The sequence below is a fragment of the Gemella cuniculi DSM 15828 genome (assembly GCF_000425665.1).
GTDB classification, from domain to species: domain Bacteria; phylum Bacillota; class Bacilli; order Staphylococcales; family Gemellaceae; genus Gemella; species Gemella cuniculi.
This window is the reverse complement of record NZ_AUDW01000017.1, coordinates 25,328-51,915: the sequence shown is the minus strand read 5'-3', so window position 1 is coordinate 51,915 and position 26,588 is coordinate 25,328. Positions and strand designations below refer to the sequence as shown.

Annotated in this window: 19 protein-coding genes and 1 riboswitch; of the genes, 2 read left to right on the top strand and 17 right to left on the bottom strand. The window is 29.8% G+C overall.

Features of this window, described 5'->3' with window-relative positions:
• Positions 1 to 56: 56 nt before the first annotated feature.
• From H612_RS0102075 to H612_RS0102015, 13 genes are all read right to left on the bottom strand, one after another.
• The gene (locus H612_RS0102075) at positions 57 to 1,862 is read right to left on the bottom strand and encodes an ABC transporter substrate-binding protein (RefSeq protein WP_027129959.1); all 1,806 of its coding nucleotides are present in this window, start codon (positions 1,860 to 1,862) and stop codon (positions 57 to 59) included.
• A gap of 407 nt (positions 1,863 to 2,269) precedes the next feature.
• Positions 2,270 to 4,075, bottom strand: coding sequence for an ABC transporter substrate-binding protein (locus H612_RS0102070; protein WP_027129958.1), 1,806 nt, complete (start codon positions 4,073 to 4,075; stop codon positions 2,270 to 2,272).
• Positions 4,076 to 4,179: 104 nt separating this feature from the next.
• Positions 4,180 to 4,356, bottom strand: a riboswitch (Lysine riboswitch).
• Positions 4,357 to 4,690: 334 nt separating this feature from the next.
• Entirely contained in the window at positions 4,691 to 6,490 is a 1,800-nt protein-coding gene (locus tag H612_RS0102065) for an ABC transporter substrate-binding protein (protein ID WP_027129957.1), read from the bottom strand.
• Between the two features lie 430 nt (positions 6,491 to 6,920).
• Complete coding sequence (locus H612_RS0102060) at positions 6,921 to 7,826, bottom strand: ABC transporter permease (RefSeq protein ID WP_027129956.1); 906 nt, start codon at positions 7,824 to 7,826, stop codon at positions 6,921 to 6,923.
• 14 nt (positions 7,827 to 7,840) lie between these two features.
• Positions 7,841 to 8,806, bottom strand: coding sequence for an oligopeptide ABC transporter permease (opp4B, locus tag H612_RS0102055; protein WP_027129955.1), 966 nt, complete (start codon positions 8,804 to 8,806; stop codon positions 7,841 to 7,843).
• Complete coding sequence (locus tag H612_RS0102050; RefSeq protein WP_027129954.1) at positions 8,806 to 9,738, bottom strand: ATP-binding cassette domain-containing protein; 933 nt, start codon at positions 9,736 to 9,738, stop codon at positions 8,806 to 8,808. Before H612_RS0102050 ends, opp4B begins: the two co-directional genes overlap by 1 nt.
• The gene (locus tag H612_RS0102045) at positions 9,731 to 10,735 is read right to left on the bottom strand and encodes an ABC transporter ATP-binding protein (protein WP_027129953.1); all 1,005 of its coding nucleotides are present in this window, start codon (positions 10,733 to 10,735) and stop codon (positions 9,731 to 9,733) included. Before H612_RS0102045 ends, H612_RS0102050 begins: the two co-directional genes overlap by 8 nt.
• Before the next feature lie 1,144 nt (positions 10,736 to 11,879).
• A complete protein-coding gene (locus H612_RS0102040; protein ID WP_027129952.1) occupies positions 11,880 to 12,668 on the bottom strand; it encodes an MBL fold metallo-hydrolase in 789 nt (262 codons plus the stop codon).
• A 173-nt stretch (positions 12,669 to 12,841) separates the two neighbouring features.
• Positions 12,842 to 14,224 carry a H2O-forming NADH oxidase gene (gene nox, locus H612_RS0102035; RefSeq protein WP_027129951.1) on the bottom strand — a complete coding sequence of 461 codons (1,383 nt, stop codon included), beginning with the start codon at positions 14,222 to 14,224 and terminating at the stop codon, positions 12,842 to 12,844.
• 479 nt (positions 14,225 to 14,703) lie between these two features.
• Positions 14,704 to 15,903, bottom strand: a complete 1,200-nt coding sequence (locus H612_RS0102030; RefSeq protein ID WP_027129950.1) for an ABC transporter permease — start codon at positions 15,901 to 15,903, stop codon at positions 14,704 to 14,706.
• A 2-nt stretch (positions 15,904 to 15,905) separates the two neighbouring features.
• Positions 15,906 to 16,808: an ABC transporter ATP-binding protein gene (locus tag H612_RS0102025; RefSeq protein WP_027129949.1), complete on the bottom strand. Its 903-nt coding sequence runs from the start codon at positions 16,806 to 16,808 to the stop codon at positions 15,906 to 15,908.
• A 137-nt stretch (positions 16,809 to 16,945) separates the two neighbouring features.
• Positions 16,946 to 17,467, bottom strand: coding sequence for a DUF2812 domain-containing protein (locus tag H612_RS0102020; RefSeq protein ID WP_027129948.1), 522 nt, complete (start codon positions 17,465 to 17,467; stop codon positions 16,946 to 16,948).
• Positions 17,467 to 17,793: a PadR family transcriptional regulator gene (locus tag H612_RS0102015; RefSeq protein WP_027129947.1), complete on the bottom strand. Its 327-nt coding sequence runs from the start codon at positions 17,791 to 17,793 to the stop codon at positions 17,467 to 17,469. The genes H612_RS0102020 and H612_RS0102015 overlap by 1 nt, the downstream gene beginning before the upstream one ends.
• Positions 17,794 to 18,147: 354 nt before the next feature.
• Here H612_RS0102015 and H612_RS0102010 point away from each other — a divergent pair, with 354 nt between their 5' ends.
• Both H612_RS0102010 and glmS read left to right on the top strand, forming a co-directional pair.
• Positions 18,148 to 18,936 carry a DUF6612 family protein gene (locus H612_RS0102010; protein ID WP_035500162.1) on the top strand — a complete coding sequence of 263 codons (789 nt, stop codon included), beginning with the start codon at positions 18,148 to 18,150 and terminating at the stop codon, positions 18,934 to 18,936.
• 729 nt (positions 18,937 to 19,665) lie between these two features.
• The gene (glmS, locus tag H612_RS0102005; protein ID WP_027129945.1) at positions 19,666 to 21,468 is read left to right on the top strand and encodes a glutamine--fructose-6-phosphate transaminase (isomerizing); all 1,803 of its coding nucleotides are present in this window, start codon (positions 19,666 to 19,668) and stop codon (positions 21,466 to 21,468) included.
• Between the two features lie 173 nt (positions 21,469 to 21,641).
• Here the strand turns inward: glmS and yycI are convergent, their stop codons facing one another.
• From yycI to yycF, 4 genes are read right to left on the bottom strand one after another with little or no spacing between them, the layout of a single operon-like run.
• On the bottom strand, positions 21,642 to 22,433 hold the full coding sequence (gene yycI, locus H612_RS0102000) for a two-component system regulatory protein YycI (RefSeq protein WP_027129944.1): 792 nt from the start codon (positions 22,431 to 22,433) through the stop codon (positions 21,642 to 21,644).
• The gene (gene yycH, locus H612_RS0101995) at positions 22,430 to 23,743 is read right to left on the bottom strand and encodes a two-component system activity regulator YycH (protein ID WP_027129943.1); all 1,314 of its coding nucleotides are present in this window, start codon (positions 23,741 to 23,743) and stop codon (positions 22,430 to 22,432) included. Before yycH ends, yycI begins: the two co-directional genes overlap by 4 nt.
• A 10-nt stretch (positions 23,744 to 23,753) precedes the next feature.
• Positions 23,754 to 25,724, bottom strand: a complete 1,971-nt coding sequence (locus H612_RS0101990; protein WP_027129942.1) for an ATP-binding protein — start codon at positions 25,722 to 25,724, stop codon at positions 23,754 to 23,756.
• A complete protein-coding gene (gene yycF / locus H612_RS0101985; RefSeq protein WP_027129941.1) occupies positions 25,724 to 26,428 on the bottom strand; it encodes a response regulator YycF in 705 nt (234 codons plus the stop codon). Before yycF ends, H612_RS0101990 begins: the two co-directional genes overlap by 1 nt.
• Positions 26,429 to 26,588: the final 160 nt, after the last annotated feature.

Sequence of the window (26,588 nt, the reverse complement as noted above, 5' to 3'; positions counted from 1 at the left end):
TAGATACTATCTTTCTACTCCTATTTACAATATCAAATTATTATTGATTTAATTTATTATTTAGCACCTTGGTCTTCTGTTAATTCTACATTATACAAGAAGAATTCTCCATTTTTAATTTTGTTAAGATCATATGCTTTAACACGTTTGTTTACCCATGTGATGTTAGTATCCCAGCTTAATGGAATAAATGGTAGTTCTTCAGCAACTTCAGTATCAAATTTATTGTATGCTTCTTTTAGCTTGTTATCATCAAACATTTCTGATGTTGCTTGAGTTTTGAAGTCTTCTTCAAATTTATCAGTAGTATAACGATATAGGTTAAGCGGTGCTTTTTTACCTAATAACTCTTGTCGGTTAGGATTTGTTCCATATTGCCATGCCCCTTGGAAAATTTCGATTGATGGATCATCAGCTTGAACACGTTGAGAGAAATCTTTAGTTGCCATTAATTTTCCATCATTTAATTGAACATCTAATCCAACTTCTTTCCATGATTTAATAAAGTTGTCTGCTAATGCTTGATCATAATCATTCCCTGTATTACGAATCGCAAAGTTAAATGTTAATTTCTTACCATTTTTATCTTCACGTATTCCGTCACCGTCTGTATCTTTATATCCTGCATCATCAAGAAGTTTTTTAGCTTTTTCCACATCTTTTTTAGCTGAAGTAGCATTTTCATTAACCAATTTTCCTAATGCTGGTGGATACATACCTGAACCAGTCGGAGTAAATCTAATTCCTTTAAAGATTTTTTCATTAATTTGATCTCTATCTATTGCATATAAAAATGCTTGACGTAAGTTCTTATCAGCAAATTTAGAATTCGGATCAACTACATTTTCTCCTTTTTCTTTATCAAATTTACCAAGTTTGAAACCTACATAAGACATATAACGAGAACTTTCTCCCAAGAATGTTCCATTTTTCAAATCTTTTGAGCTATCATAAACATTAGATGTTACTTGTTCAATAATGTCTACTTCTCCTGATTTTATAACTGAACTTGCTTGTGCTGGTGCAATTACTTTAAATTCAATTTTTTGTGCTTTTACTTGATCTTTCTTATAGAAATAAGGGTTAGCTTCTGCAAGAATACTTTCTCCACTTACTTCTTTAGCAAGGTAATATGGTCCATAAGATAGTGGTTTTTTATTTAATTCTGCTTCTGCAAATTTAGAAAAATCTTTTGATGCCTCTTCCACTTGTTTCGCATTTAAGAAGTCAGAAACCATACCTTCTCCCCACAAAATAGACGGACGAAGTTGTGTATACTTAATTACTACAGTTTTATCATCTTTTACTTGAATACCAGAAATCGTACTAGCTTTACCTTCATGGTATTCTTTCATACCTTCAATAAACTCATATGAATCGTTATAGTTCGTATTTGTTGTATACTTAGGATTACCCATAAGTTCATAAGTTGCTACAATATCTTTTGCTGTTAAATCTTCTCCATTACTCCATTTAACACCATCATGAATAGTTAAAGTTATTTCATTTTTTTCTTTATCCATGTGGAATTTTACAGGAGCATCTTCATTATCTTGTTTCACACGACCTTCAGTATCAGTTGGGAAAGTTCCACCCATCGTATTCAAATTAACAAGTTGATCCGATGCTTGATCAGTAAAGACTGGATTCCACATACCTGTTAATGGTTGTGGAGACAAAATACCATATTTTAATGTTTGCCCATCTTTAGTACTTCCACCATTATCCACTGATGTTTTAAATTCTACTTTAGGTTTAGTCCCTTTCGAACTAGAACTGCTAGAACTAGATGAACATCCTGCCAAAATAACAGATAATGCCATTGCTGAACTAAATACTTTTAAAAACTTACTCTTTTTCATTTTATTATCCTCCGTCATTTTTATAACTTATTTTCAATTAATTTTATAGATGTATTCTATCACTATTTTATAAATTAGTCAATACAATTGTCTGAAAATAGCGTCTAAATAACAAAAATTTAATTTTATTATTCTGTATGTTTCTTTAATAAAATAAATTTAATTTAATTTTTTATCACTTAATATTTATAACTTTTTATATAAAACTTAAATTGAAAATCCCTATTTGCTAATTTTTACAGTAAAAGTTAAAATTTTTCTTCTATCAACAATATTTAAAATATTAATATTAAATAAAAATATTTATTTACACATATGTTTTACTGTAAAATACAATTAATATTTATATTTCCTTAATTATAAACTTCATTATTCTTTAAAACTTTTTACTGGTTCTTTCTTTTCTATTAACCTTTTATACTATCATTCGATGTTAATTCTAACGTATACATTTTCTGTTCCCCAAAACTATATTTTTGGACATCAAAATTTTTAATTCGTTTATTTACCCATGTGATTTCTGTATTCCAACTAAATGGCAACCACGCTGCTTCTTCTGCAAAATCTTTATCAAATTTTTGATATGCTTCTTTACGTTTTGCATCATCTAACATATCTTTTGAGTCAATAGTTTCTAAATCTTTTTTCAAAGTATCACTAATATATCTTTGATAGTTCATACGAGCTTTATCACCTAGTAATCTTGATGGATTTGGATTTGTTCCTAATCCCCATGCTCCTTGGAATAAATCTATTGAAGGATCATCACTTGTAACTCTTTGAGTCCAATCTTTTGCTGACATTAATTTTCCATCAGTCAATCTAACATCAAGCCCCACTTCTTTCCAAGATTTAATAAATGAATCAGCTAAAGTTTGATCATAATCTTGCCCAGTATTACGGATAGCAAAGTTAAACGTAAGCTTATTTCCATTTTTATCTTCTCTTAAGCCATCCCCATCTGTATCTTTCAAACCTGCCTCATCTAAGAGCTGTTTTGCTTTTTCTACATCTTTTTTAAACTTTTGTCCATCTTTATTATAATAATCTTCTGAACGTGGTGGATAAATTCCTGAATTAGTTGGAGTAAATCTCAATCCTTTATAAATTTTTTCATTAATTTGATCCCAATCTACCGCATACCCAAATGCTTGACGAACTCGTTTATCCGCGGCTTTAGCTTCTGGATTTACTTTTACTTCACCATTTTCTTTATCCCAAGTTCCTAATTTAAAACCTACATATGAAATATAAAAATCAGGTTGTCCTAAAAGTGTTCCGTTATTTGCATCTTTTGTTGCATTCCAAACATTTGGAGTAACAGATGCCATATAATCTACATCTCCATTTTTCAATACAGAACTCGCTTGTGCAGGTGTAACTACCTTGAATTGAATTTCTTTAATTTTTACATCATCTTTTTTATAGAAGTATGGATTTTGCTTTGCCAAAACACTTTCTCCGTTTACTACTTTATCCAAATAGTAAGGTCCATATGATAGTGGCTTAGTATTAAGTTCTGCTTCAACAAATTTACTAAAATCTTTTGATGCCGCATCCACTTGATCTTTATTTAAAAATGTAGTAATAAATCCACTTCCCCAAAGAAGTGCAGCTTTTATTTCTTTATATTGGATAACTACAGTTTTGTCGTCTTTTTTAGAAATTCCAGATATTTTAGTAGCTTTACCCTCATGATAATCTTTCATACCTTCGATTACTTCAAAATCTACTTTGTAACGGATATTATCCGTATATTTTGGATTACCCATAAGTTCATAAGTTGCTATAATATCATCAGCTGTTACGTCTTTTCCATCATTCCATTTCAAATCATTTCGTATAGTAAGTACTGATTGATTTTTATCTCTATCCAAATGGAATTTCACTGGTGCATCTTCATCATCTTCTTTTAGTTTATAAGAATGATCTGATGCAAAAGTATAAGACATAGTGTCTTCCATAACTGCACTGTCAGTTGCTTGTAGATAAAATACAGGATTAAACATTCCTGTTAATGGATCTCCACTTAAAATACCAACTTTTAAAGTTGCATCTTTTACAACTTCTCCACCATTATCCACTGATGTTTTAAAATCGACAGCCGGTTTTGACGTTTCTTTAGATGTTTTTGAATTTGTTGAACATCCTGCTAATATGACTGATAACGCCATTGCTGAGCTAAATACTTTTAATATATTCTTTTTCTTCATGAATTTTCCTCCTAAAGTACAGTATACATAAATAATTTAATTGACATAAAAAAATAAAGTACCTGCGTAGCCACTCATATCGCATGATACTTTTTCTCAGTTTGACATTTTGTAGCTCAACATAGTTTTTTACTATGACAGTTCTATGCTTATTAAACATAGCCCCAGTAATATTAATATAGGTTTAATATTACTTCGGCAATAGACCCTTTTAGCAAACCTCAACGAGCCCTATACTCTAAATTTGCTTAATCTTGTCTACTGCAACCTCTACTTTTGTTATATTTCTTAAATTATTTTCTAAATTATATTACAAAAAATAATCATTGTCAATTGATTTCTTAGAGAAATAATAATATTTTTCAGAAAATTATATTCACACTTCTTCCTTTAATCACCCACTTATCTTACTCACTAAACCTTGTTAATAAAAATAAACTTATAGATCCTTAAGTTATCTTTCTTAATAAAAATCCCTTTTATCTTTAGGATTAAAAAGAGCGAGGAATAATAAAATTCCTCGCCTTTACATTAAATTGAAAATAAAATGAAATATAAGTTTTTATTAGGTGTGCCTAGTAGAAACTACCAAGCACTGCATCCTAAGCTAAATTATTATTTTACCGAATTTTCTGATGTTAATTCTAATTCGTAAACTTTTTGTTCACCCTTATCATATTTCTCTAAATCAAAGTTTTTAACACGTTTGTTAACCCAAGTCATTGCAGTATTCCAGCTGAACGGTAGCCATGCCGCTTCTTCTGCAAATTGTTTATCAAATTTTTGATACGCTTCTTTTAATTTAGAATCATCAAACATATCTGAACTTCCCATAGCATCTAATGATTTTTGCAATTCATCAGTTGTATAGCGTTGGTAGTTAAGGGGTGAAGACTTACCTACTAATGATGCCGGATTTGGATCTGTTCCTAAGCCCCATGCTCCTTGGAAAATATCAATTTCTGGATCGTCAGATTGAACACGTTGTGACCAGTCTTTTGGTGCCATAAGTTTGTTATCAACAAGCTTAACATCAAGTCCTACTTCTTTCCAAGATTTAATGAAAGTATCTGCTAGAGTTTGATCAAAGTCTTGTCCTGCATTACGAATTGCAAAGTTAAATGTAAGTTTATTTCCATTTTTATCTTCACGAATTCCGTCTCCATCTGTATCTTTAAGTCCTGCTTCATCAAGAAGTTGTTTAGCTTTTTCTACATCTTTTTTATAACCAGTTCCATTTTCATCATAGAACATTTTTACTCTTGGTGGATAGAATCCTGAGCCTGTTGGAGTAAAACGAATTCCTTTGTAGATTTTTTCATTAATTTGATTCCAATCCACTGCATAACCAAATGCTTGACGAACTCTCTTATCTGCCGCTTTTGCATTAGGATTTACTTTTACTTCACCAGTTTCTTTATCCATAGTTCCTAATTTAAATCCAACATATGAAATATAGTAGTCTGATTGTCCAAGTATTGTTCCATTTTTTGCATCTTTAGTAGCATCCCAAACATTAGTAGTTAAATCTGTCATATAGTCAATATCACCATTTTTCATCGCTGAACTTGCTTGTGCTGGTGCTACTACTTTGAATTCAATTTCTGGAATTTTTACTTCATCTTTTTTATAGTAATATGGATTTGCTTTTGCCAATACACTTTCTCCATTTACTACTCTATCTAAATAATATGGTCCATAAGATAATGGTTTTGTGTTTAATTCTGCTTCTGCAAATTTAGTAAAATCATTTGAAGCTGCTGCCACTTGATCTTTATTTAAAAATTCGGTAATAAATCCTGTTCCCCAAAGTAAAGCTGGTTTTATATCTGTATATTTAATAACAACAGTTTTATTATCTTTTTTAGTAATACCAGATATATTACTTGCTTTACCTTCGTGATACTCTTTCATACCTTGAATTACTTCATAATCATCACTATATCTTACATTTTCTGTATATTTAGGATTACCCATAAGTTCATAAGTTGCCACAATATCATCAGCTGTTACATCATTACCATTGTTCCACTTAAGCTCCTCACGAATAGTTAAAGTAACTTCTTTTTTATCACGATCTAGGTGGAACATTACAGGTGCATCTTTATCATCTTGCTTTATACGTTTTGCATCATCTGTTGTAAACGCTCCCGCCATCGTATCTCTCATTACATAATAATCTGTTGCATTTAGGTAAAATACAGGATTAAACATCCCTGTTAACGGATCCGAACTTAAAATACCATATTTTAGTTTTGCTCCTGATACTGCACTTCCTCCATTATCAACAGAAGTTTTAAATTCTACGGCTGGTTTGCTTCCTCCAGATTTATTGCCTGCACTTGAACAACCTGCAAGTAGCATTGTGAGTGCCATAGCTGAACTCACTACCTTCAACATTTTTTTCTTTTCCATTATCTTAGTCCTCCTTAACCATATGTTGCATATACAGTTTTTTTCTTTTGTTGTTCTTGGTATTATATCAGAGATATTTAATCTCGTCAAGTAATTGTCAGAAAATTTTACATGTTTTTTCTTCTTTCTTTGAATATTTTTTATTATTGACTTTTAATTCATAAAAACATTTAAAATTATCTTTCAAATTTAATATGATAAATTTTATCTACTTTCATATTTTGATTTTCTTCTTAAAAATTCTTTCTTAACATAAGCATGAATTTTTGTTCTTCCAAGTCGCTTAGTTAGATTCCCACGCTTTCTAATTTTTAAATTATACTTTCCTACATTTGTTTTATAAAATAAATCCTAACTTCAAACTCTTTTAGTAATTTTTATTGTTATAATAAAAAACTATATGGAAAGTTCCACATAGTTTTTTATATTATTATAATCTTTGTCTTGCATCTAAACTACGTCTTAATGCGCCACCAATGGAATTTATACATAAAACGATAACTAAAATTGCTAACGCTGCTGGAAGCCAAATATACATTTTATTAATAAGCACGTCTGCATCTTTTGCATAAGATAACATAGTACCTATACTTGGCGTGCCAGCCGGAAGTCCAAATCCAAGATATGTTAATCCTACCTCAATACCCATATTAGCTGCTAGAGATAAAGTAGCTTCTACGATAATAATTGAACTAATATTTGGTAAAATACCTTTTAACATAATTTTCCAATCTGGAGTTCCCATAGTTTTTGAAGCAAGAACGTAATCACGACGTGATTCTGATAATGCTTTACTACGAACAAGACGAGTAGAACTCATCCAAGCAAACATTGATAAAATAAGGATAAATAATACTATTCCATAATCACGTTTAATACTAACAAATACGATAATTACCATAAGAGTTGGGATAATTACCATAAAGTCAACAAAACGCATTACAATATTATCTACAGCTCCTCCGTAATAAGCTATAACTAAACCTACTATAGTACCAAAAGTAATAGTAATTGCTGTAACAGCTACGGCTATTAAGATAGAGTTAAGCATCCCCATCATAAGCCAACCAAAAACAGAATGTCCTCCTACATCAGTTCCAAGTAAGAAACCATCTTCTCCTGGTTTTAAAAATATATTTAATAAATCAACATCAAAGTAAGTTTGATAAACACCACTTACACGGATATAAATGTTAAATCCAATTACAAAAATTAAAATTGCACATAATACTATCAAGGCTGCAAATGCACCCTTATCTTTTTTAAATTCACGTGCTACAACTGAAAACCCAGAAGGAGTTTTAGTTATAACTTTTTCTTCTTTAGCTTTTGTCATTTTTCAACTTCCTCCTAATCCAGTTTAATACGTGGGTCAACAATTGCCATAATTATATCACTAAGCATACTTCCCATCAGTGTTAAAAATCCTGAGAATAACATAAGTGTAGTTACAACACTATAGTCTCTATCTTGAATTGATTGATAGAATAATTGTCCCATTCCAGGATAACCAAAAATTGTTTCAACGAATATACCACCACTAAATAATCCTGTAATAGAAAATCCGAAGAATGCAGCAATTGGTAAAATAGAGTTTCTAAAGATATGACCAGAATATACTTTGTTAACTGGCACACCTTTAGCACGTGCAGTCTTTACATAATCACTTTGCTTAGCTTCAATAACTTCATTACGCAAATATTGAACAGTTGATACCGTTGATAATAATGCCAAACAGATACCTGGTAATATCAAATGTTGAAGTTTGTTAATGTAGTAAGCAAAAGTTCCAGGGTCTAAGTTAACATCTACAGAACCGCTAGTTGGGAACCATCCTAATCCAAATCCAAATAATGCAATCATAAATAAATATAATACGAATGATGGAATAGCTAGGAAGAAGAAGTTGTAGAAGTTTACAAACTTATCAAATTTTGATCCGTTATGACGACCTGCATACATACCCATAGGAATAGCTATAGCATACATTAAAACTGCCGTAAATAATGATAAGTTAAATGTATTAAAAATTCTTTCTCCTAAAAGCGTTCCTACAGATTTACCAGTAGTATAACTTAAGCCAAAATCTCCATTAAAGAAATTTTTAAGCCAAGTTAAATATTGTTGATACCATGGTTCATAAAAACCACTAGCTTGACGAATTGCCTCAATTTGTTCTTGAGAAATTTTTGGATTTTCAGCAAGACCACTAAACGGATCCCCTGGCATAAGTTTCGCAAGACCAAAAACTAAGACACTAAGGATAAATAATTGTGGTATCATTACTAAAACACGTTTTAAAACTACTTTCCACATTATACTTCTCCTCCTTTCATAGCTACGTAATGAGTATCAGTTAATTTTTTTAGCGGATATACTCTACCGTCTTTATCAAAATAATCATTATAATGTTCTTGATATTCTTCTTCGACAGCTTTTCTTATATCGATTACCTCTTTTGCTTTATCAAGATTAGTACTCGGAATAGCCGCAATAAGACGTTTTGTATAAATATGTTGTGGATTGTTATAAATATCTTCACGAGTACCACGCTCAACTATACGTCCACGATACATAATATAAATATAATCACACATATGTTTAACAACACCTAGATCGTGTGAAATGAATAAATAACTTATGTTAAACTCTCGTTGAATTTTTTTCATAAAGTTAAGGACTTGAGCCTGAACAGAAAGATCAAGAGCAGACACGGGTTCATCCGCTACGATTAATTTAGGATTACATGCAATTGCACGGGCTACACCTATACGTTGTCTTTGTCCTCCTGAAAATTCAAAAGGATATTTATACATAGCCTCTTCACCCATACCAACAATATTTAACAATTCCAAAACACGTTTTCTAGTGTCTTCTTCTGATAAATTTTCAAAATTATTAATAGGTTCTGAAATAATATCAATAATACGTTTTCTAGGATTTAAACTTGACATTGCGTCTTGGAAAATCATTTGAACATCACGATTATAATTTATTTTTTTACGAGCAGCTTTCTTAGTAACATCTTCTGCTTTATACATAATCTGTCCATCAGTTGCTTTTTCAAGACCTAGTACAACCTTACCAACAGTAGTTTTTCCACTACCACTTTCTCCGATAAGACCATAAGTTTTCCCAGCTTCTATTTCAATGTCTACACCATCAACAGCATAAACATAATCTTTTATAGTATTAAAAAATCCACCACGAATGGGATAGTGAACTTTTAAATTTTCAACTTTAAGCATTGTTCTCCTCCCTTTCAAACACAAAATCTTTATAACATGTACAACGTACAAGATGTCCTTCTTCCACTTCATGCAGACCAGGATTATGCTCATGTGATTCTTCTTTAACCCACGGAATACGATCAGCAAATCGACAACCTTCTCTATCTAAATCTTTAATAGAAGGTACCATACCTTGAATTACATAAAGTTCATCATCTGCACTCTCATCATCTAATTGAGGAATACTTCTTAATAAACTACGAGTATATGGATGCTTAGCATTTTTAAAAATTTGTTCAGCTGTTCCAATTTCTACTACTTCTCCAGCGTAAAGTACTGCTACTCTATCAGCCATCTCAGCTACAACACCAAGATCATGAGTAATAAGAATGATTCCTGCATGCATTTCTTTTTGAAGTCCTTTTATAAGATCCAAAATTTGTGCTTGAATGGTAACATCAAGAGCTGTCGTTGGTTCATCAGCGATTAAAACACTAGGTTTACAGCTCATAGCCATTGCAATCATAACACGTTGGCGCATACCACCAGAAAGTTCATGTGGATATTGTTTTGCACAACGCTCTGGATTCGGAATACCAACCTGTGTTAAAAGTTCAATAACTCTTTTTTCTCTTTCGTCCGCTGTTAACTCTGTATGATAAACTAGAGCTTCTTCAATTTGCTTTCCAATTCTATGAAGAGGATTTAATGAAGATAATGGATCTTGGAAAATCATTCCAATATCCTTCGTTCTAATTTTATTCATTTCTTCTTCACTTAATTCTAACAAGTTTTTACCATCGTAAATAATTTCTCCAGTTGATCTTGTTAGATTTTCATTATGAAGTCCCATAATAGTAGTGGCAAGCGTAGATTTTCCACATCCACTCTCACCAACGATAGCCAGTACTTCATTTTTATAAAGATCTAAGCTAACCTTATCAACAGCGTTGAAATAATCATCTTTTATTCTAAATGCTGTTTCTAGATTTTTAATCTCTAATAGCTTTTCCATTAGACTAACTCCTTCCAAAATAACTTATACCTACCTTATAGCCATAAAAAAACATCCAAACTATAATTAATCAGTTTATTTTCTAAATTTTAAACTTTTAATAGATTATATTTTACAAAATATCTATCATTCATTTTTTACAACATAATAATATATTATAAAATTTTTCGAGAAATTGCAATAAAAAAATAAAAATTCCAGTTAAAAAAACTAGAATTTTCTGACTATTCATGTTGAATTATTATCTCAACATGATATTTCAGATGAAAATGGTTAAAACATATATTAATCACTAAATATTACTATAATAAACACCTTAGTCACAAATCAATAAATTATGAAAGATAAACCTCCAAACCTAAATTTCCGATAATACAAAAGGCATTCCCATGAATTTTCAAGCACTTAAACCAAAGTTTTACCATTCTATCCAGAGTATTCATCCCTATTGAAAGCATTGGCTTTTTTCGATTTTTTAGGATATAATGAAGATGAAGTGGAAGTAGGTCTTACCATGTTTTGGCATATAGCTCAAATATATACTCAGCATTCTTGCACATGGAGCCTTATTATGGAAAATAAAAAACTCTTACAAAAATTCTATTAGTATTTTAATTTCCATCAAATTTTACCTACTCATGGTGCACTAAAGCTAATGTAATTAATCAAAAAAATTTATTAAATCAACATATTTCAAATATCAAATTAGGATTATAAAAAATGATGTTCAAAAAAACAGATAACTTGTTATCCAAGCCCTATACATTGATGAAACAAATTCCTAGAGGGGGTGTTTAAATGAATTATTATAATTTAATAATTTCTTGTTTATTTTTATTCATATCTATACTATTTATAGTATCACTTATTGCGTTAATATATTATTTTTTCAAACTTTTCAAAAAAATTCGAAGTATATAATATATACTAAAAAAAGCTATTCTTTTTGCTAAACTTGTAAAAGAATAGCTTAATCTTTACCACATAAACTAAAAATTTGCCCTCTTACTTAATTTTAATAATGATATTATCCCTAATTTTTGCTGTTTTAGAGGCGGCATTAACTGAAAATTCTCTACAGAAAATAATTCTTAGATTCTACTACCTTTAAAAATTATATTATAACTTACCCGAAATTTAAGATCTACACTATATCTATCAATTTTGTAGGATTTACTGGATCGGTGTCTAAAATCATAATTTTATTATTACAATCTATATCATTTCTCTCAAGTATTGATTTCGCTGCAAGACGTGCCAATTCTTTTGTATTGTTTTCCTTACTCAAATGAGCAAGAAAAACATTCTTTGTATTATCACCGACAATTTTCGTTAAATAATTTGCCGAATCAGTATTTGACAAATGTCCCTTATCTGAAAGTATTCTTTGCTTTGTTTTCCATGGATACGGTCCACTTAAAAGAACATTTTCTTCATGATTACTCTCATAAACTAAAGTATGAGAATTTTTTATATAGTCAATCATCTTGTCCGACACATAACCAGTATCAGTAAGAATACTAACCCTTTTTCCACCACACTCAAAAGTATAGAACTGAGGATTCGCTGCATCATGACTGACACCGAAACTATTTACAACCATGTCATTAAATATTTTACACTCTTCTTTCTCAAAATGAAATTTTAAGTCAGATTTTATCTCACCAATATTTTTCATATTATCCCATGTCAGTTTATTAGCATAAATCGGAATATCATACTTTCTTGCTAGTACTCCAATACCTTTAATATGGTCTACATGTTCATGCGTTACAAATATTGCGTCAATATCTTTTATATTTTTATTTATTTGTTCTAGGTTTTCGACTATTTTTTTCCCAGTAAGCCCAGCATCTACTAAACAACGAAAATTATTATTTTCAACATAAATACTATTACCACTGCTACTACTGGCTAAAACTGATAATTTCAATTTAAACCTCCACTAAAATAATATATCTACCTATTATATCATTTTTTTTACAATATGAATATTAATTTATATTAATTATCTACATGTATTAGGAAATAACTTAGTTTAAGAAAAGAAATTCGAGTTATAATTTTTTTCACTCGAATTTCTTTTAAATTATTATCTACAGTTTTTTATTCTTTTGCAGATAACGCCGCCATTGTAATGTAATTGTACGGTTTGTTAAAATGTGGCAAAAAGAAAATATCTGTTAAAGCTAATTTCTCAATAGTAACTTTCTCTTGAATGGCCAGAGAGAATAAATGAATTGCCATTGATACGTCTTCCTTAGAAGCTAATTGCGCCCCCAAAATCACACGTGTATCTTTATCGTATACAATTTTAATCTTCACTTCATGATTATCATGTTCAATAAATTCTGGCTTTTGTAAATCTGTATACTCCGTGACTACGGCATTATAACCAAAGCGTTTTGCTTTTTCTAAAGTTAAACCTGTTGATACCATTTTTAAATCATAGATGCAAATACCATTCGAACCTTGAACTCCAATAGATTCAACTACATCTCCATTACCACCAGCATTTAAGGCAGCAACTAATCCAGTGCGGACAGCATTAGAAGCTAAAGCAATATAATTTGTATCTCCTACTGCATTATCATAGATCGTTGCACAATCTCCTATTGCATAAACATCTTTTATGCTAGTTTCCTGTTTTTTATTTACCAAAAATGCTCCATTTCTAAATAATTCAATTTTTCCATTTCCCAAAGCTGTATTAGGTCTAAAACCAACTGCTAAAATTACCATATCCACATCAAAAGTTTCTTTGTCGGTAACTAAACGTTCTACTTTCCCATTTCCCTCTACTGCCTCTACTTTTTGACCAAATGCCAAGCGAATACCATGTTCTTCCAAATTTTTCTTCATCAAATTAGAAAATTCTGGATCATAATACCCTGCCAAACAAGTATCAACTATGTCCACCAATGTGACATCTTTTCCTAAACGTTCAAATGCTTCAGCTAATTCTACTCCTATATATCCAGCACCTACTACTGCTACACGTCTAATATCTGGATTTGTATTTAATTTTTTAATTACTTCTTCTGAATTTTGATATAATTTTACAAACTGTAAATTTTCTAATGTTGCTTTAAATTCACGACTTTCTTGAACCATTTCCGCTCCTTTAATCGGAGGCAGTATTGGTATTGAGCCTGTCGCAAAAATTAATTTTTCATAAGATTCCGTATGTTTTATTTTTCCATCTAGTAATACATGTACTTCTTTTCTATCAAAATCTACCGCTTCAACTGGAGAATTCATATAAACTTTTGCACCCGCATGTTCTAAAGATTCTTTACTTGCATAAAATAATCCTTCTGGACCTGAAATCTGTTTTCCTATCCATAATGCCATACCACATCCTAAAAATGAAATATTTGAATTTTGATCAAATACTATTACTTCATTTTTGTTACCATACTCAGCCAACAACTTATTAACACAAGCCGTCCCTGCGTGATTTGCTCCAACTACTACTATTTTACTCATAATTTTGCCCTCTTTCTTTAATTATTTATGCGCGCGCTTTAATGATATTAATTATCATTACCAAAATTATAATTATAAATCTCTCTAATTTCAAACTAACTGCTCATAAAATAAAAGAAAATTTTTTATTTTATCTTAATTTCATATGATTGAATTCCATTTCTTGCTGTACTAATTATTATACCGAACAATCCTTTATAGATACTTCTGTTTTAACTCTGAATTTGTCAGACCTGTATTATTTAATGTCGAGAATTCTGTATTAATGAAATTGAAAAATTGTCTTTTTTAAAATATTATTATATCAATTTATTACTATTCATTAAGAATAATATAAAAAAGAATTTAATTCTTTTTAGAACTAAATTCTTTCTTAATGTAAATTATTTATTAATCTCACTCGTAAAAATATTTTCAAAGCTGAAAAATATCAGTATATAAACTTCTACTATATTTTTACACCAAAAATATTATTACAACTATTTTCCTAATAACAATTTGAAGAAATTTAATTTTTTTCCATATCTTAAAGTCGCCGCTCTGTAAACTTTTACACTTGCGAATGCACAAAGAATAGTTGACACAAACAGCACTCCATAAGATATAGCAACTTCTGTTAAACTTACGTTGGATATAGCAAAACGTGTAAACATAGCAAAATATGATGTGAACGGAATATAAGACAATATTTCTGCTAATTTTGTATCTCCTGAAGATCCCATTACATAATAGTTAACGAAGAAAGCTGCAATAAAGATTAACATCGGTATTGTTACCGCTCCGTTAACATCCTCTACTTTGCTTACTAGTGAAGCAAATGCTGCATACAAGAACATAAACATTATAAACCCTGTCAAAGAGAACAGTACTCCTACTGCTAACACTTTATAATCAAGATTTTCTAATATAAATTTCAAGTTATCTGTGTATTTAGATAAATTTATTTTCATTCCAACAAATAACCCACCTAAAATTAATCCAAGTTGAATTATAACTCCAACAGATAAGGCAAATACTTTTCCTAAAATTAAAGTTCTAGGATTTACAGTTACCACTAAAAGCTCCATCGCTCTGTTACTTTTCTCTTTAACAACATTTGTAGCTACTATACTTCCAAACTGCACAACTGTCATATACACAATAAATGTTAAGACATAAGCTATTGTAAGATTAACAGCTTGTCCAGCCGAATCGTCATCACCACTAACGTTAACAAGTTTAGGTTGTGGTACACTAGCTTTAACTTGTTCAACTTTATTTATATCTAAACCATTTTGTTCATACACTATTTTTTCTATATTTTTTCCAAAAGCAGTTTGAAATTCACTCCCACTTCCACTAAAGATACTTCTTTTCGATAAGTATTCATAATTATCTTTCATTAAGACAATACCTTCATCTAATTTATTTTCTTTAATATCTTTTTCTAATTGTTCTTTGCTGTCATATTTTTTCGCATCTTTTAAATTAGATGTATCAATATTAATATCCGTTATTACATAACCACTTCGTTGGAAATTATCATTACTATCCCCCTTGAATAAATTACTATTCATTATGCTAGGAACAAAAGTTATCCCAATGGCTAACACAAAATAGATTGCCATGACTACCTTTGTTGATGTTTTTCCAAAAAATTGTTTTAATTCAAAATTAAATATTGTTTTAAAATTTTTCATACTTATCTACCTACCTGACTTACGAAAATTTCTTCTAATGTTGGTTTGTAAAGTTTAAACTCTTCTACATTAAAGTTGCTCTCTGATAATTTTACAAGTAAGTTTTTCTTAGCCATATCTTCTTTAAAATCAAGTAGCACACCTTCCCCGACTAGTGAATAATCAATTCCCATAGGTACTGCTTGTAAATTTGCAAAAAGTTCCTCTTTACTAAGTCCACTCACACTTAAAATCATTTTCCCATGACCTAATTGTTTTTTTATATAATCTAAATTTCCACTAAGAACTATTTTCCCCTGTTCAAGTATATTAATATCTTCACAGAAAGTCTCAACAACCGGCATTTGATGTGAAGAAAAAATAACTAATTTATCTTTTTTGATAAAGTCTGTAATAATTTCTTTTAATTTCCCAACATTAACAGGATCAAGACCGCTAAAAGGTTCATCAAAAACTAATATATCAGGATTATTCATAACACTTTGAATAATTTGAACTTTTTGAGCATTCCCTTTTGACAAAGTTTTTAATGCTTTTTTATTATCTTCAAGTTCGAAAAACTCTAACCACTTTTTGGCTTCTGTACGTGCAGCTTTTTTGGTCATACCTTTCAACATTCCAAGATAAGCGAGTTGATCAACAAGCCCTACACCATCATACATTCCTCTTTCTTCTGGTAGATATCCTATTTTTACTTTATTATGATCTATCGGTTTACCATCTAAAAGAATTTCACCTTTATCTGGTCTAAAAATGTCTAGTAGTAGTCTAAAACTCGTCGTCTTTCCACTACCATTCCTTCCCAAATAACCATTTGCTACACCACTTTCAGCGGTAAAATTAACACCTTTAAGAACTTTTTTGTCCCCAAAACTCTTCTCCACATTTCTAAATTCTAAAATCATAATTGTCCTCCTTATATTCTGTCCATTAAGATTTCAAATAACAACTTACGAATAATTCTTACTAGACACCTTTATCGTTCAACAAAACTATATTTTTGCTACTTTATCATAACTTACATAAATCGGAATATATTTATTTACTCATATTCACTCCTCCTCTTTTTCACAATATTATATTTAATGTAGAAGTAAATATTTATTATGATAAAGCCTACTGTCGCTCCAAAAAATCCTCCACATAAAAATTCCAATATATTATTTTTAATTCTTGTGCTAAAGATTAATAAAAACAAATCAATAATTGTAAAAAATAAAAATAAAATACCTGTAAATCTTATACGATATTTCCACATCTCTTCTTCACTAAGATTATCCGTATAAAGTTCTACTGCATTAGGTTCTCCTCTTAGAATTTGCCAGAAAAAACTATTCCTAACAACTTTCCAACCTGCCGTTTCATAGAAAATCTTTCGATCTTTACTAAATTTCTTATCATAAACTAAAGAATATTTATATTTCTTCGGTTCACCACGTTTCAACAAAATAAAAAATAATAACCATTTGTTAAAGTGCCATCCCTCTTCGCTATACTTTTCTAATCTTTTTAGAAAATATTTATTTCTCAAGGTGAACGAATGCACTATTTTGTATTTAGCCATTATAACTCCTCCCTTAAAAAATCATTAGCTGCATTTAAAAGAAACTTTCTTTGTTGAAAATTCTTTCTTAAAATCTCCAAACCTTTAGGAGTGGTATGATACTCTTTTTTAGAAGAATCCACATTGCGTTCTTCTATCCAACCTACACCAACCATTTTCCCTAGAGTTGTATACATCGTAGCTGGCCCTATAATGACAAAACCGTTTGTTATTTCAGATACTTTTTGCATTATCATATACCCATGAACAGGTTTTGTCAGAACCAAAAGCGTAAAAAATATACTATCTGTAAGTTCACCTGTCTCATAAGGACTAGCTTTTGCCACATTATCATTCCTTTCTCATCTTCTTTACTTAAATAAGAGATATTCAATATCTATATCCATTATTGATATATCTATCTTTGATATAATTATATATCCATTATTGATATAAGTCAATAAAAATTTAAATTTTTTCTTCTGTTATTATTCTCAAAAAAATTTAACAATCAATTCCTGTTTCTACTAAACATTTCTACATTTTAACAAACAAAATTATATTATAATATTTGAAAAAAAACTTATTATTTTCTTAGATTTTCAAGCTATATATTTATTTTTTTAATATGTTTATTGTGGAAATTAAATTTATTTTATGTTACAATACAATCAAATAAAATTATATTAAGGAGAACTATCATGATTAAATTTATGAAAAAAAGTATTTTAATTATCACTACGTTATTGCTTACTATTGCACTTAGTGCGTGTGGTAATAAATCAATAACTGCAGAAGAAGCACTTACTAAATCAACTGAGGCTTCTAAAAACATGAAAAGCACAGAGTTTACATCTAACAGTGTTACTGAAATGATCTCTGGAGAACAAACTCGTAAAATCGAAACTAAACTTTCTGGTTCTTTAATAATAGAACCTCTAGCTATGCATACAACTACAGAATTAAAAAATCAAAATCAAACACAAAATGTAGAAATGTATCTTAAAGATGGTGCAGCTTATATTAAAGCTACTGGACAAAATCAATGGATAAAAAATACCAGTGCCACTATTACTGCACAATTCGAGAATATGAAGAAACTTGCAAGTTCTGATGAAATTTTAAACTTCTACAAAAAAGTTGCAAAAGATTTCAAAATAACTGAAGAAAATGGTAATTATGTTCTTACATATTCTGGAAGTGGTGAGCAATTTAAAGATCTTATATCAGCTGTCCTTAAATCATCTGGTTCAGGTGCACAAGCTAATTCTATACTTAATAATGTAGAATTCAAAAACGTTTCTATTAAATACGTTGTAAAGAAAAATGACTTCACACCTATAAGCAACGAAACAACAATGGAACTAACTGCTAAAAACTCATCAAACAACACCATGAAAATGACACAAAATATTACTTACTCTAACGTTAATAAAGTAAGTGAAATCACACTTCCTGATGAAGCGAAAAATGCTAAAGAAGTAAAATAGATAATACTATTTGTAATAGTTTATTTAAGAAACCCAAGAATTTTTAAGTATTCTTGGGTCTCTTTTTCCAATAAAAACAGTTAATAAAAACTATTTTAAGTTTATCCCTTAGCCTTTATTTCACAATTTAAAATAACATTTTTTATTCTTATTTTTAAAAAATTTAATGCTTTTTTATACTAAGTAAACATCAAATTAATTTACATAAGTCTTTTCATTTAGTATAATGTTATAGAATATGTTTAGGAGGTATGTTCTTTATAATTATAGCGCCCGAACTAAGTTCTAAAGATTAAAGTGAATTTAGTTGACGAGGAAAAAAGTTATCGAAAATTCGGCGGATGCTTTTTCGGAATTTAAAGAGTTTCGTTAAATAATGTACAAAAGAAAATTAGAATTTTTAGTTGAAATATATAATTGAAAACTAAACTTAGGAGTTTTCCATATTAAAATTTCTAAAAAAATTTAACACTAAAATTCTAATTAATTATTCTACAAAATCATTATTATCTCTTTAGTGGTGAATTGATTTATACAAAAAATTAAATCTGAATTGTGTGATCAGTCTTGTGTTATGCATATTATTACCCTGTTCATAGCAGCTAATATTAAGACTAAAGATGAGGCACTATTCTTATAAATGAAAATATAATTAACACTTATATTTATAGTAATTTTTATATTTCACCTTAAATAAAATAAAGTAAGAAAAAGCGAGGAATTTAAAATATGTGTGGAATTGTAGGATTTGTTGGAGAAGCTAATGGGGTTAGATTTTTAATTGATGGACTTAGCAGTCTTGAATATCGTGGTTATGACTCTGCGGGAATTGCCGGAATTGTTGATGACGAGGCAAAAGTTATTAAAGCTGTTGGACGTATTAAAAATCTTGAAGACCTTACTCCAGGTGATCTTCATTTGGAAATTGGGATTGGTCATACACGTTGGGCTACTCACGGTGGGGTAAATGTCACTAACTCTCATCCTCATCAAAGTTTCAACAAACGTTTTATCTTAGTTCATAATGGTGTTATTGAAAATTTCCAAGAATTAAAAGATAGATTTTTTAAAGATGTAGAACTTATATCAGAAACAGATACTGAGGTTATTGTTCAATTAGTTCAAATTTATAGCGAACGTGGTCTTTCTACTAAAGACGCATTCAAAAAAGCTATTTCTAAACTTCAAGGTTCTTATGCACTTTGTTTAATTGATGTAGAAGACAAAGATACTTTGTACGTAGCAAAAAATAAAAGTCCATTATTAATTGGGCTTGGAGAAAATAATAAAAATTATGTCGGTAGTGATGCTCTTGCTATGATTAAATACACTAACAATTTCTTAGAGATTAACGATGGCGAAATTGTTATCGTAAAAAAAGATAGTGTAACTATTGAGGATAAAGAAGGAAATAGCGTAGAGCGTGAAGCTTTTTCTACTAATTTAAATGCAGGAGAAATCGATAAAGGTATACATAAACATTATATGATTAAGGAAATTAACGAACAAGTTGGTGCAATGCGTAACATTATTTCGCATTACTTCAATGGTCATGATATTAATATTGACAACGAAATTATTAATCATGTTAAAGATGCAGATAGATTATACATAATCGGCTGTGGAACTAGTTATAACGCTGGATTAGTTGGTAGAAATTATTTTGAAAAATGGGCTGGTATTCCTACAGAAGTTCATTTAGCATCTGAATTTGCGTACAATGTGCCACTTCTATCTAAAAAACCTATGTTTATCTTCTTATCACAATCAGGAGAAACTGCGGATCTTCGTGCAGTTTTAACAAAACTTAGAAGCGTAAATACTGATTATAAATTTTTAGTACTTACCAATGTTGATGCTTCAACTTTATCACGTGAATGCGATTATACATTATTACTTCATGCAGGAGTTGAAATTGCCGTAGCTTCTACGAAAGCATATACATCACAAATTGCTATACTTAGCATATTGGCCTATGAAGTCGCTAAACAGCTTTCTAAAAAACCTAAGTTCGATATTGAGCAAGAATTATCAGTAATTACTTCGGCTATCGAATCTATTCTTGATGATACTAAAACTATCGAAGATTTAGCTAAAGATTTATTCACTGAACGAAATGCCTTTTATATTGGTAGAGGAATTGATTACTACAGTGCTTGTGAAGCTGCTTTAAAATTAAAAGAAGTTTCTTATATCCAAACCGAAGGATTTGCTGGTGGAGAATTAAAACACGGAACTATTGCACTTATTGAAGAAAAAACTCCAGTAGTAGCACTAATAACAAATACTAAATTAGACTTAAACACTCGTAGCAATGTCAGTGAAGTTGCAAGTCGTGGTGCAAATACTCTAATTATTACATTAGAAAAACTTGCTAGAAGTGGTGACTATGCTATACCTAATGTCAATGAAGATTTAGCTCCAATTGTAAGTATTGTAGTTACTCAACTATTTGCTTATTATGCAGCAACATCACGTGGTCTTGATGTAGATAAACCACGTAACTTAGCTAAGTCAGTTACAGTAGAATAAAATATAATAAAAAGAGATAGAAACAAACTAATTGGACTTTTTCCTTAAACAAAAATGGAGAATTCATTATAATTTGTTCTGTCTCTTTTATTTTTTCTTTATACCTTTAACCAAAGGTTTAAAAACTAAGCTTCTTAGTTTTACTTTTCCTATTAAATACTTTTTCTAATTTCTTATCTTCTATTTAATATATTTAAATTTATTGCATCAACATAATAATTTTTTATGCTGTCACCATCATTAGTATTTATCTCAATATTCCAAGTGGGAATTAATACTTGGTTTTCTGTTTGAGAAATATAAGTATAATAACCTAATGTTGCTTTCACTTTACTGTTTTTAGGAATTAAATCTTCATGATAAAGTCTATTTATTGCTTGCGACTGCGCTGTCAAAACTTCATTTTTATCTTTTCTTATATTAGCTACAGCTGTTTGTTCAAAATATTTTATATCACCATTATTATCAACACTAAAAACTATTCTTGCGTTTTTATTATCAAATACTCTTATCCCGTCAATAGTTTGCTCATATATTATTTCTTTTTTCTCTACATCATAACTAGAAAAAACGTAACCTATCCCTGATTTGAATTTTTCTAACAGAAAAGTATCTAAATCTACTCTGTAATTATTTTTATTTACATTAGTTATTGCATAATCAGATGTTACTTTCAAAACAGAGGCTTTATCAACAGTTTCTATTTCATATTTCAAACTCGGAATATCTCTTTTTAGATCATTAAAATTAGAAATCGTCACATTCACATATCCAAGATTTTCTTTTTTAGATGCCCCCTCTTCCACAGTTATATTGTCACTTTTCATAGATTTTTCTATAATTTCTTTTTCTTGAACTATCTCCGTTTTATTTTTGTAAACTGTATGCATATAGAAGATAAGAAGTATGATATTTAACACTACAAACAAATATATAAACAATGTTTTTATTTTTCCCCAGTTCATAGTTGCACTCCTTTATCTATAGATTCTTTTAATTTTTTAAAACTAATATATCTATCGTTGTATTTTATATACCATGTTGGAGTATAACTACAGCTATTTCTATCTTTATTGTAAGTTTTCTCATATCCTAAAACTATATCATTAACCTTTGTTAAATTAATATATTTATATAAATAGTTAATCACATACTCCGTTCTTTCAACATCATAAGTTCCTACTTCTCTTGATGAAAGATAAGTTTTTGTTATTTTTTTAGGAGAGGTTAAACGGTATATCCCATTACTATTATCTTCAGCAATAATATCAGCATGTCCTTCCTTGTTGAAAACAATAGATTCTTTATATGTTTCTTGGAAAATAGTAATTCCATCAACAGAATTTGTAATTTGGTAATTTATATCATTAGCATAACCTAATTCCAAAAAATCTACTGCATTAGTTATCGCTGTAGTTGCACCTACTTCTTTTCCCCCTTCGTTGGATGGATTAGTGTAAATAATTCTACTTCCCTGTGCTTTAAGTATTGCATAGCCATCTGTAACTTCATTATCACTACTTACTTTCAAATTATCTTTTTTCTCAAAAATATCCTTAGCAAGTTTCGTAAGATTCACTTCTTCTGCACTATATTCATCAATATTTTTATCATCTATCTTTTCTTTAAGATAAATAAACTTATTATTCAAACTGTATTTTGCATATTCTTGCTTATTTTGATTAAATTTATCTGCAATTTTATCATAAATATTTTCTTTTAAATTTATCTGTAAATAATTCTTATCATCTTTTTTGTATAGATATATAGTATTAGGTTTATCTTTTAGAAAAACTATTGTATCAAATTCTAAACTAACATTAGAGGTTTCTTCTGAGAAGAATAGTGGTTTTACCAACGCAGAATCCAATGCAACCGAATAATTTATAGTTAATTTTTCTGCATTATTAGAAGTTAGTTCCTCTACATTTCTATTACGTATCCTCGATTCTGTACTTTCAGTTTTAGAAATTTCCAATAAAATATCTTTCAATACTTTTTTATTTTTTATCGCTTCTACTGTCGCTACTTTTGTAATTGAATTTGGAACGATAGCTTCTTCTCTAACTCCTGCTTCAGTTTTCACCATAGAGTCTGGAGTCATAAAATTTAACAATCCAGCGTCGCCTGAAACTGTTATTTTCTGCCCTAATCTTCTTGTAAATATTTCATAATCAGGTTGATAAGTAGTAATAATATAGGATAACACTAAACTAGATATTACAAGCAGTACTAGGATAATGGATTTTATAGTTTCTTTTTTATTTTTTTTCATAAAAAACCTCCTATAGCCATTCATCTTCTATTTTTTCACACGGTAGTGTTACAAATATAATACTTCCATATCCTTCTCTACTTTGAGCCCAAATACGCCCTTTATGCGCATCGACAATAGTTTTCGCAAGTGCAAGACCAAGTCCAGTACCTCCCATGCTTCTTTGTCTACTTTTATCCACTCGATAAAATCTATTGAAAATTTTATCAATATGAACAAGCGGGATTCCCACACCTTCATCTTTTATAGAAATACTCACCCTATTGTGATTATAATTTTGCCTTACTCTTATTGTAATATTTTTTCCGTTTGGAGAATATTTTACCGCATTATTCATAATATTATCAAATACCTGAGTTAACTTATCTTGATCCCCCTCAACAAAAATCGGAGTTTTAGGAATATGTTTTATAAAGTTTTTTTCAGGGTGAGTTAACTCGAACCTATTTGCAATTCTCTCAATAAGTTTATTAATATCAATAAATTCTTTTTCATAATGCTCTTCTTTTATATCCATTTTTCCAAGCTGCATAAGTTCATTTACCATTCTTATCATACGATTAGTTTCTTTATGAATAGTATCAATAAACTCAGGTGCTAATTTTTTATCATTTATGACACCTTCTTCTAATGCTTCAATATAACTATTCATAGTTGTAAGAGGAGTACGAAGTTCATGAGAAACTGTAGATACAAATTCTCTTCTTTCTTTTTCTTGACGTTCTTGATCTGTTACATCATATAAAACTATAATATAACCTTCTAACTCAGTTGACATCTGCATCAAGTCTTCTTTTTCCTCTTTAACTACTTTAGAAAACTCCGCACGAAGCAGTAGACTCTCATCATCTTTAGAAATATTAACTAATAAGCTGTCCTCTGCTTCTATTATCTCTCCAATATGATTGTACTCTGTAATATTTAAAATTTTTAATGCATCTTTTCCTATAAAAATTTCATCATCACGTGCTCCAATCATATCCTCTGCACTTGTATTTATTAGAATAATTTTCCCATTATTATCTGTCGTAATTATTCCATCCATCATACTTTCAATAATAGTCGCCAATTTTCTTCGCTCTGTTTCTGTTACATCTTGCTCTTCTTTTATTCTTTTCGATATTTTATTAAACACCTTGGCAAGATCGCCTATTTCATCGTTAGTATCTATCCCTACCACAGTTCCATAATTTCCCGAAGCCATTGTTTTAACTTGGGTATTCATTTTTTCAATAGAACTTGTTACTGTTTTTGAGGCAATAAAACCGATAATGGTTGTTATTAGTATAGAAAGAATCGTTCCTACAATAAATATTTTTGTAATACTATTTACTTCCTGATAAACGCTCTCTATATCTGCCATTAAAGAAATAACACCTATTACTTCATTATCTTTCTTTATAGGACTAACATAAATCCAAACACGTTTGTTAGAGTCTGCGTTATTTTGAATTTTTTTAGCACTTTCTCCTGTTTTCAAAACTTGACTTACCAACGGATCAAAAGATCTTTTTGCCAAGTAATCATCACTTCCATTTTTAGAAGAAGCCGCTAGAACTTTTGAATTGTTGTCAATTACACTTACTAACAACAGTTTTTGAATATTAAATTCACTTACAAGTTTAGCAATCCTACCTTTAGAATCCGTTACCTTTGAGGTCGAATTTTCGGATGTTACTTCTCTAGTCCCATTAGTCCCACTGTTTCCTGACTCCAAAGAATCCACTGTTGTATTTTGTGTATTTTCTTGTAAGCCATTAGTATCTTTATCTAATTCTTCTCTAATATGATAATTTAGTACCTTCTCTTGCTCTATTATATTTTGTTCAAAGGTATTGATATTAGTATTTCTTAATTGCGTTGTAAAAAATAACCCTATTAACTGTAGGGCTATTATATTTACAAGAACATATACTATCACAAACTTTACCCTTATTGACGTAAAAACTCTTCTTTTGATTTTTTTATTAAAGAAGCCCATTACTCATCTCCTATAAAATATCCCACACCTCTACGTGTCATAATATACTCTGGTTGCGAAGAATCCTCTTCTACCTTTTCTCGAAGACGTCTTACAGTTACATCAACTGTTCTTACATCACCAAAATAGTCATATCCCCAAACTGTCTGTAGAAGATTTTCACGTGTCAACACTTGCCCACGATGCCTCGCAAGATAGTAGAATAAATCAAATTCTCGCCTCGTTAAATCTACTTCTTCACCATTTTTCTTAATTATATATGCTTCAGGATAAATCACTATGTCTTTTATTACTAGTTCATTACTTGTTTTCTGTTCTTCCTTTTCTTCAAGCTGCTTAGTAACACGTCGTAAATTTACTTTAACACGTGCCATTAGTTCTCTTGTAGAAAAAGGTTTGGTTACATAGTCATCTGCACCAAATTCCAATCCTAATACTTTATCTATTTCACTATTTTTTGCCGTTAACATAATTATAGGAATATTTTTTTTCGCACGAACTTCACGACAAACTTCCATTCCATCTTTTTTCGGCAACATAAGATCCAAAAGAATTAAATCAGGATTCTCACTAAATGCAAGCTCTACCGCTTTTTCTCCATCATTAGCAACTATAACTTCATATCCTTCTTTTTTTAAATTGAAGTCCAAAATTTTTGCTATTGGTTCTTCATCATCAACAACTAATATTTTATAGTCTGCCATTTCTAATTCCTCCTTACCCCTGTACACAAAACTTCACAATATTTAAAAAGTTAGTACATATCTTATAAATTCTTATTGTTAAATATTAATCTAAATACTAGCTCTTTTACAAATCTACAACATTTAATTTCTTTATACTTTTCTATAAAATTATATCCCT

Excerpts from the sequence above, each read along its gene's own strand:
- H612_RS0102045 (WP_027129953.1), bottom strand. The coding sequence starts at position 10,735 with ATGGAAAAGCTATTAGAGATTAAAAATCTAGAAACAGCATTTAGAATA.
- H612_RS0102020 (WP_027129948.1), bottom strand. The coding sequence starts at position 17,467 with ATGGCTAAATACAAAATAGTGCATTCGTTCACCTTGAGAAATAAATAT.
- H612_RS0102065 (WP_027129957.1), bottom strand. The coding sequence starts at position 6,490 with ATGGAAAAGAAAAAAATGTTGAAGGTAGTGAGTTCAGCTATGGCACTC.
- opp4B (WP_027129955.1), bottom strand. The coding sequence starts at position 8,806 with ATGTGGAAAGTAGTTTTAAAACGTGTTTTAGTAATGATACCACAATTA.
- yycF (WP_027129941.1), bottom strand. The coding sequence starts at position 26,428 with ATGGCAGACTATAAAATATTAGTTGTTGATGATGAAGAACCAATAGCA.
- H612_RS0101990 (WP_027129942.1), bottom strand. The coding sequence starts at position 25,724 with ATGGGCTTCTTTAATAAAAAAATCAAAAGAAGAGTTTTTACGTCAATA.
- yycH (WP_027129943.1), bottom strand. The coding sequence starts at position 23,743 with ATGAAAAAAAATAAAAAAGAAACTATAAAATCCATTATCCTAGTACTG.
- H612_RS0102050 (WP_027129954.1), bottom strand. The coding sequence starts at position 9,738 with ATGCTTAAAGTTGAAAATTTAAAAGTTCACTATCCCATTCGTGGTGGA.
- H612_RS0102070 (WP_027129958.1), bottom strand. The coding sequence starts at position 4,075 with ATGAAGAAAAAGAATATATTAAAAGTATTTAGCTCAGCAATGGCGTTA.
- H612_RS0102025 (WP_027129949.1), bottom strand. The coding sequence starts at position 16,808 with ATGATTTTAGAATTTAGAAATGTGGAGAAGAGTTTTGGGGACAAAAAA.
- H612_RS0102060 (WP_027129956.1), bottom strand. The coding sequence starts at position 7,826 with ATGACAAAAGCTAAAGAAGAAAAAGTTATAACTAAAACTCCTTCTGGG.
- yycI (WP_027129944.1), bottom strand. The coding sequence starts at position 22,433 with ATGAACTGGGGAAAAATAAAAACATTGTTTATATATTTGTTTGTAGTG.
- H612_RS0102030 (WP_027129950.1), bottom strand. The coding sequence starts at position 15,903 with ATGAAAAATTTTAAAACAATATTTAATTTTGAATTAAAACAATTTTTT.
- glmS (WP_027129945.1), top strand. The coding sequence starts at position 19,666 with ATGTGTGGAATTGTAGGATTTGTTGGAGAAGCTAATGGGGTTAGATTT.
- H612_RS0102075 (WP_027129959.1), bottom strand. The coding sequence starts at position 1,862 with ATGAAAAAGAGTAAGTTTTTAAAAGTATTTAGTTCAGCAATGGCATTA.
- H612_RS0102010 (WP_035500162.1), top strand. The coding sequence starts at position 18,148 with ATGATTAAATTTATGAAAAAAAGTATTTTAATTATCACTACGTTATTG.
- nox (WP_027129951.1), bottom strand. The coding sequence starts at position 14,224 with ATGAGTAAAATAGTAGTAGTTGGAGCAAATCACGCAGGGACGGCTTGT.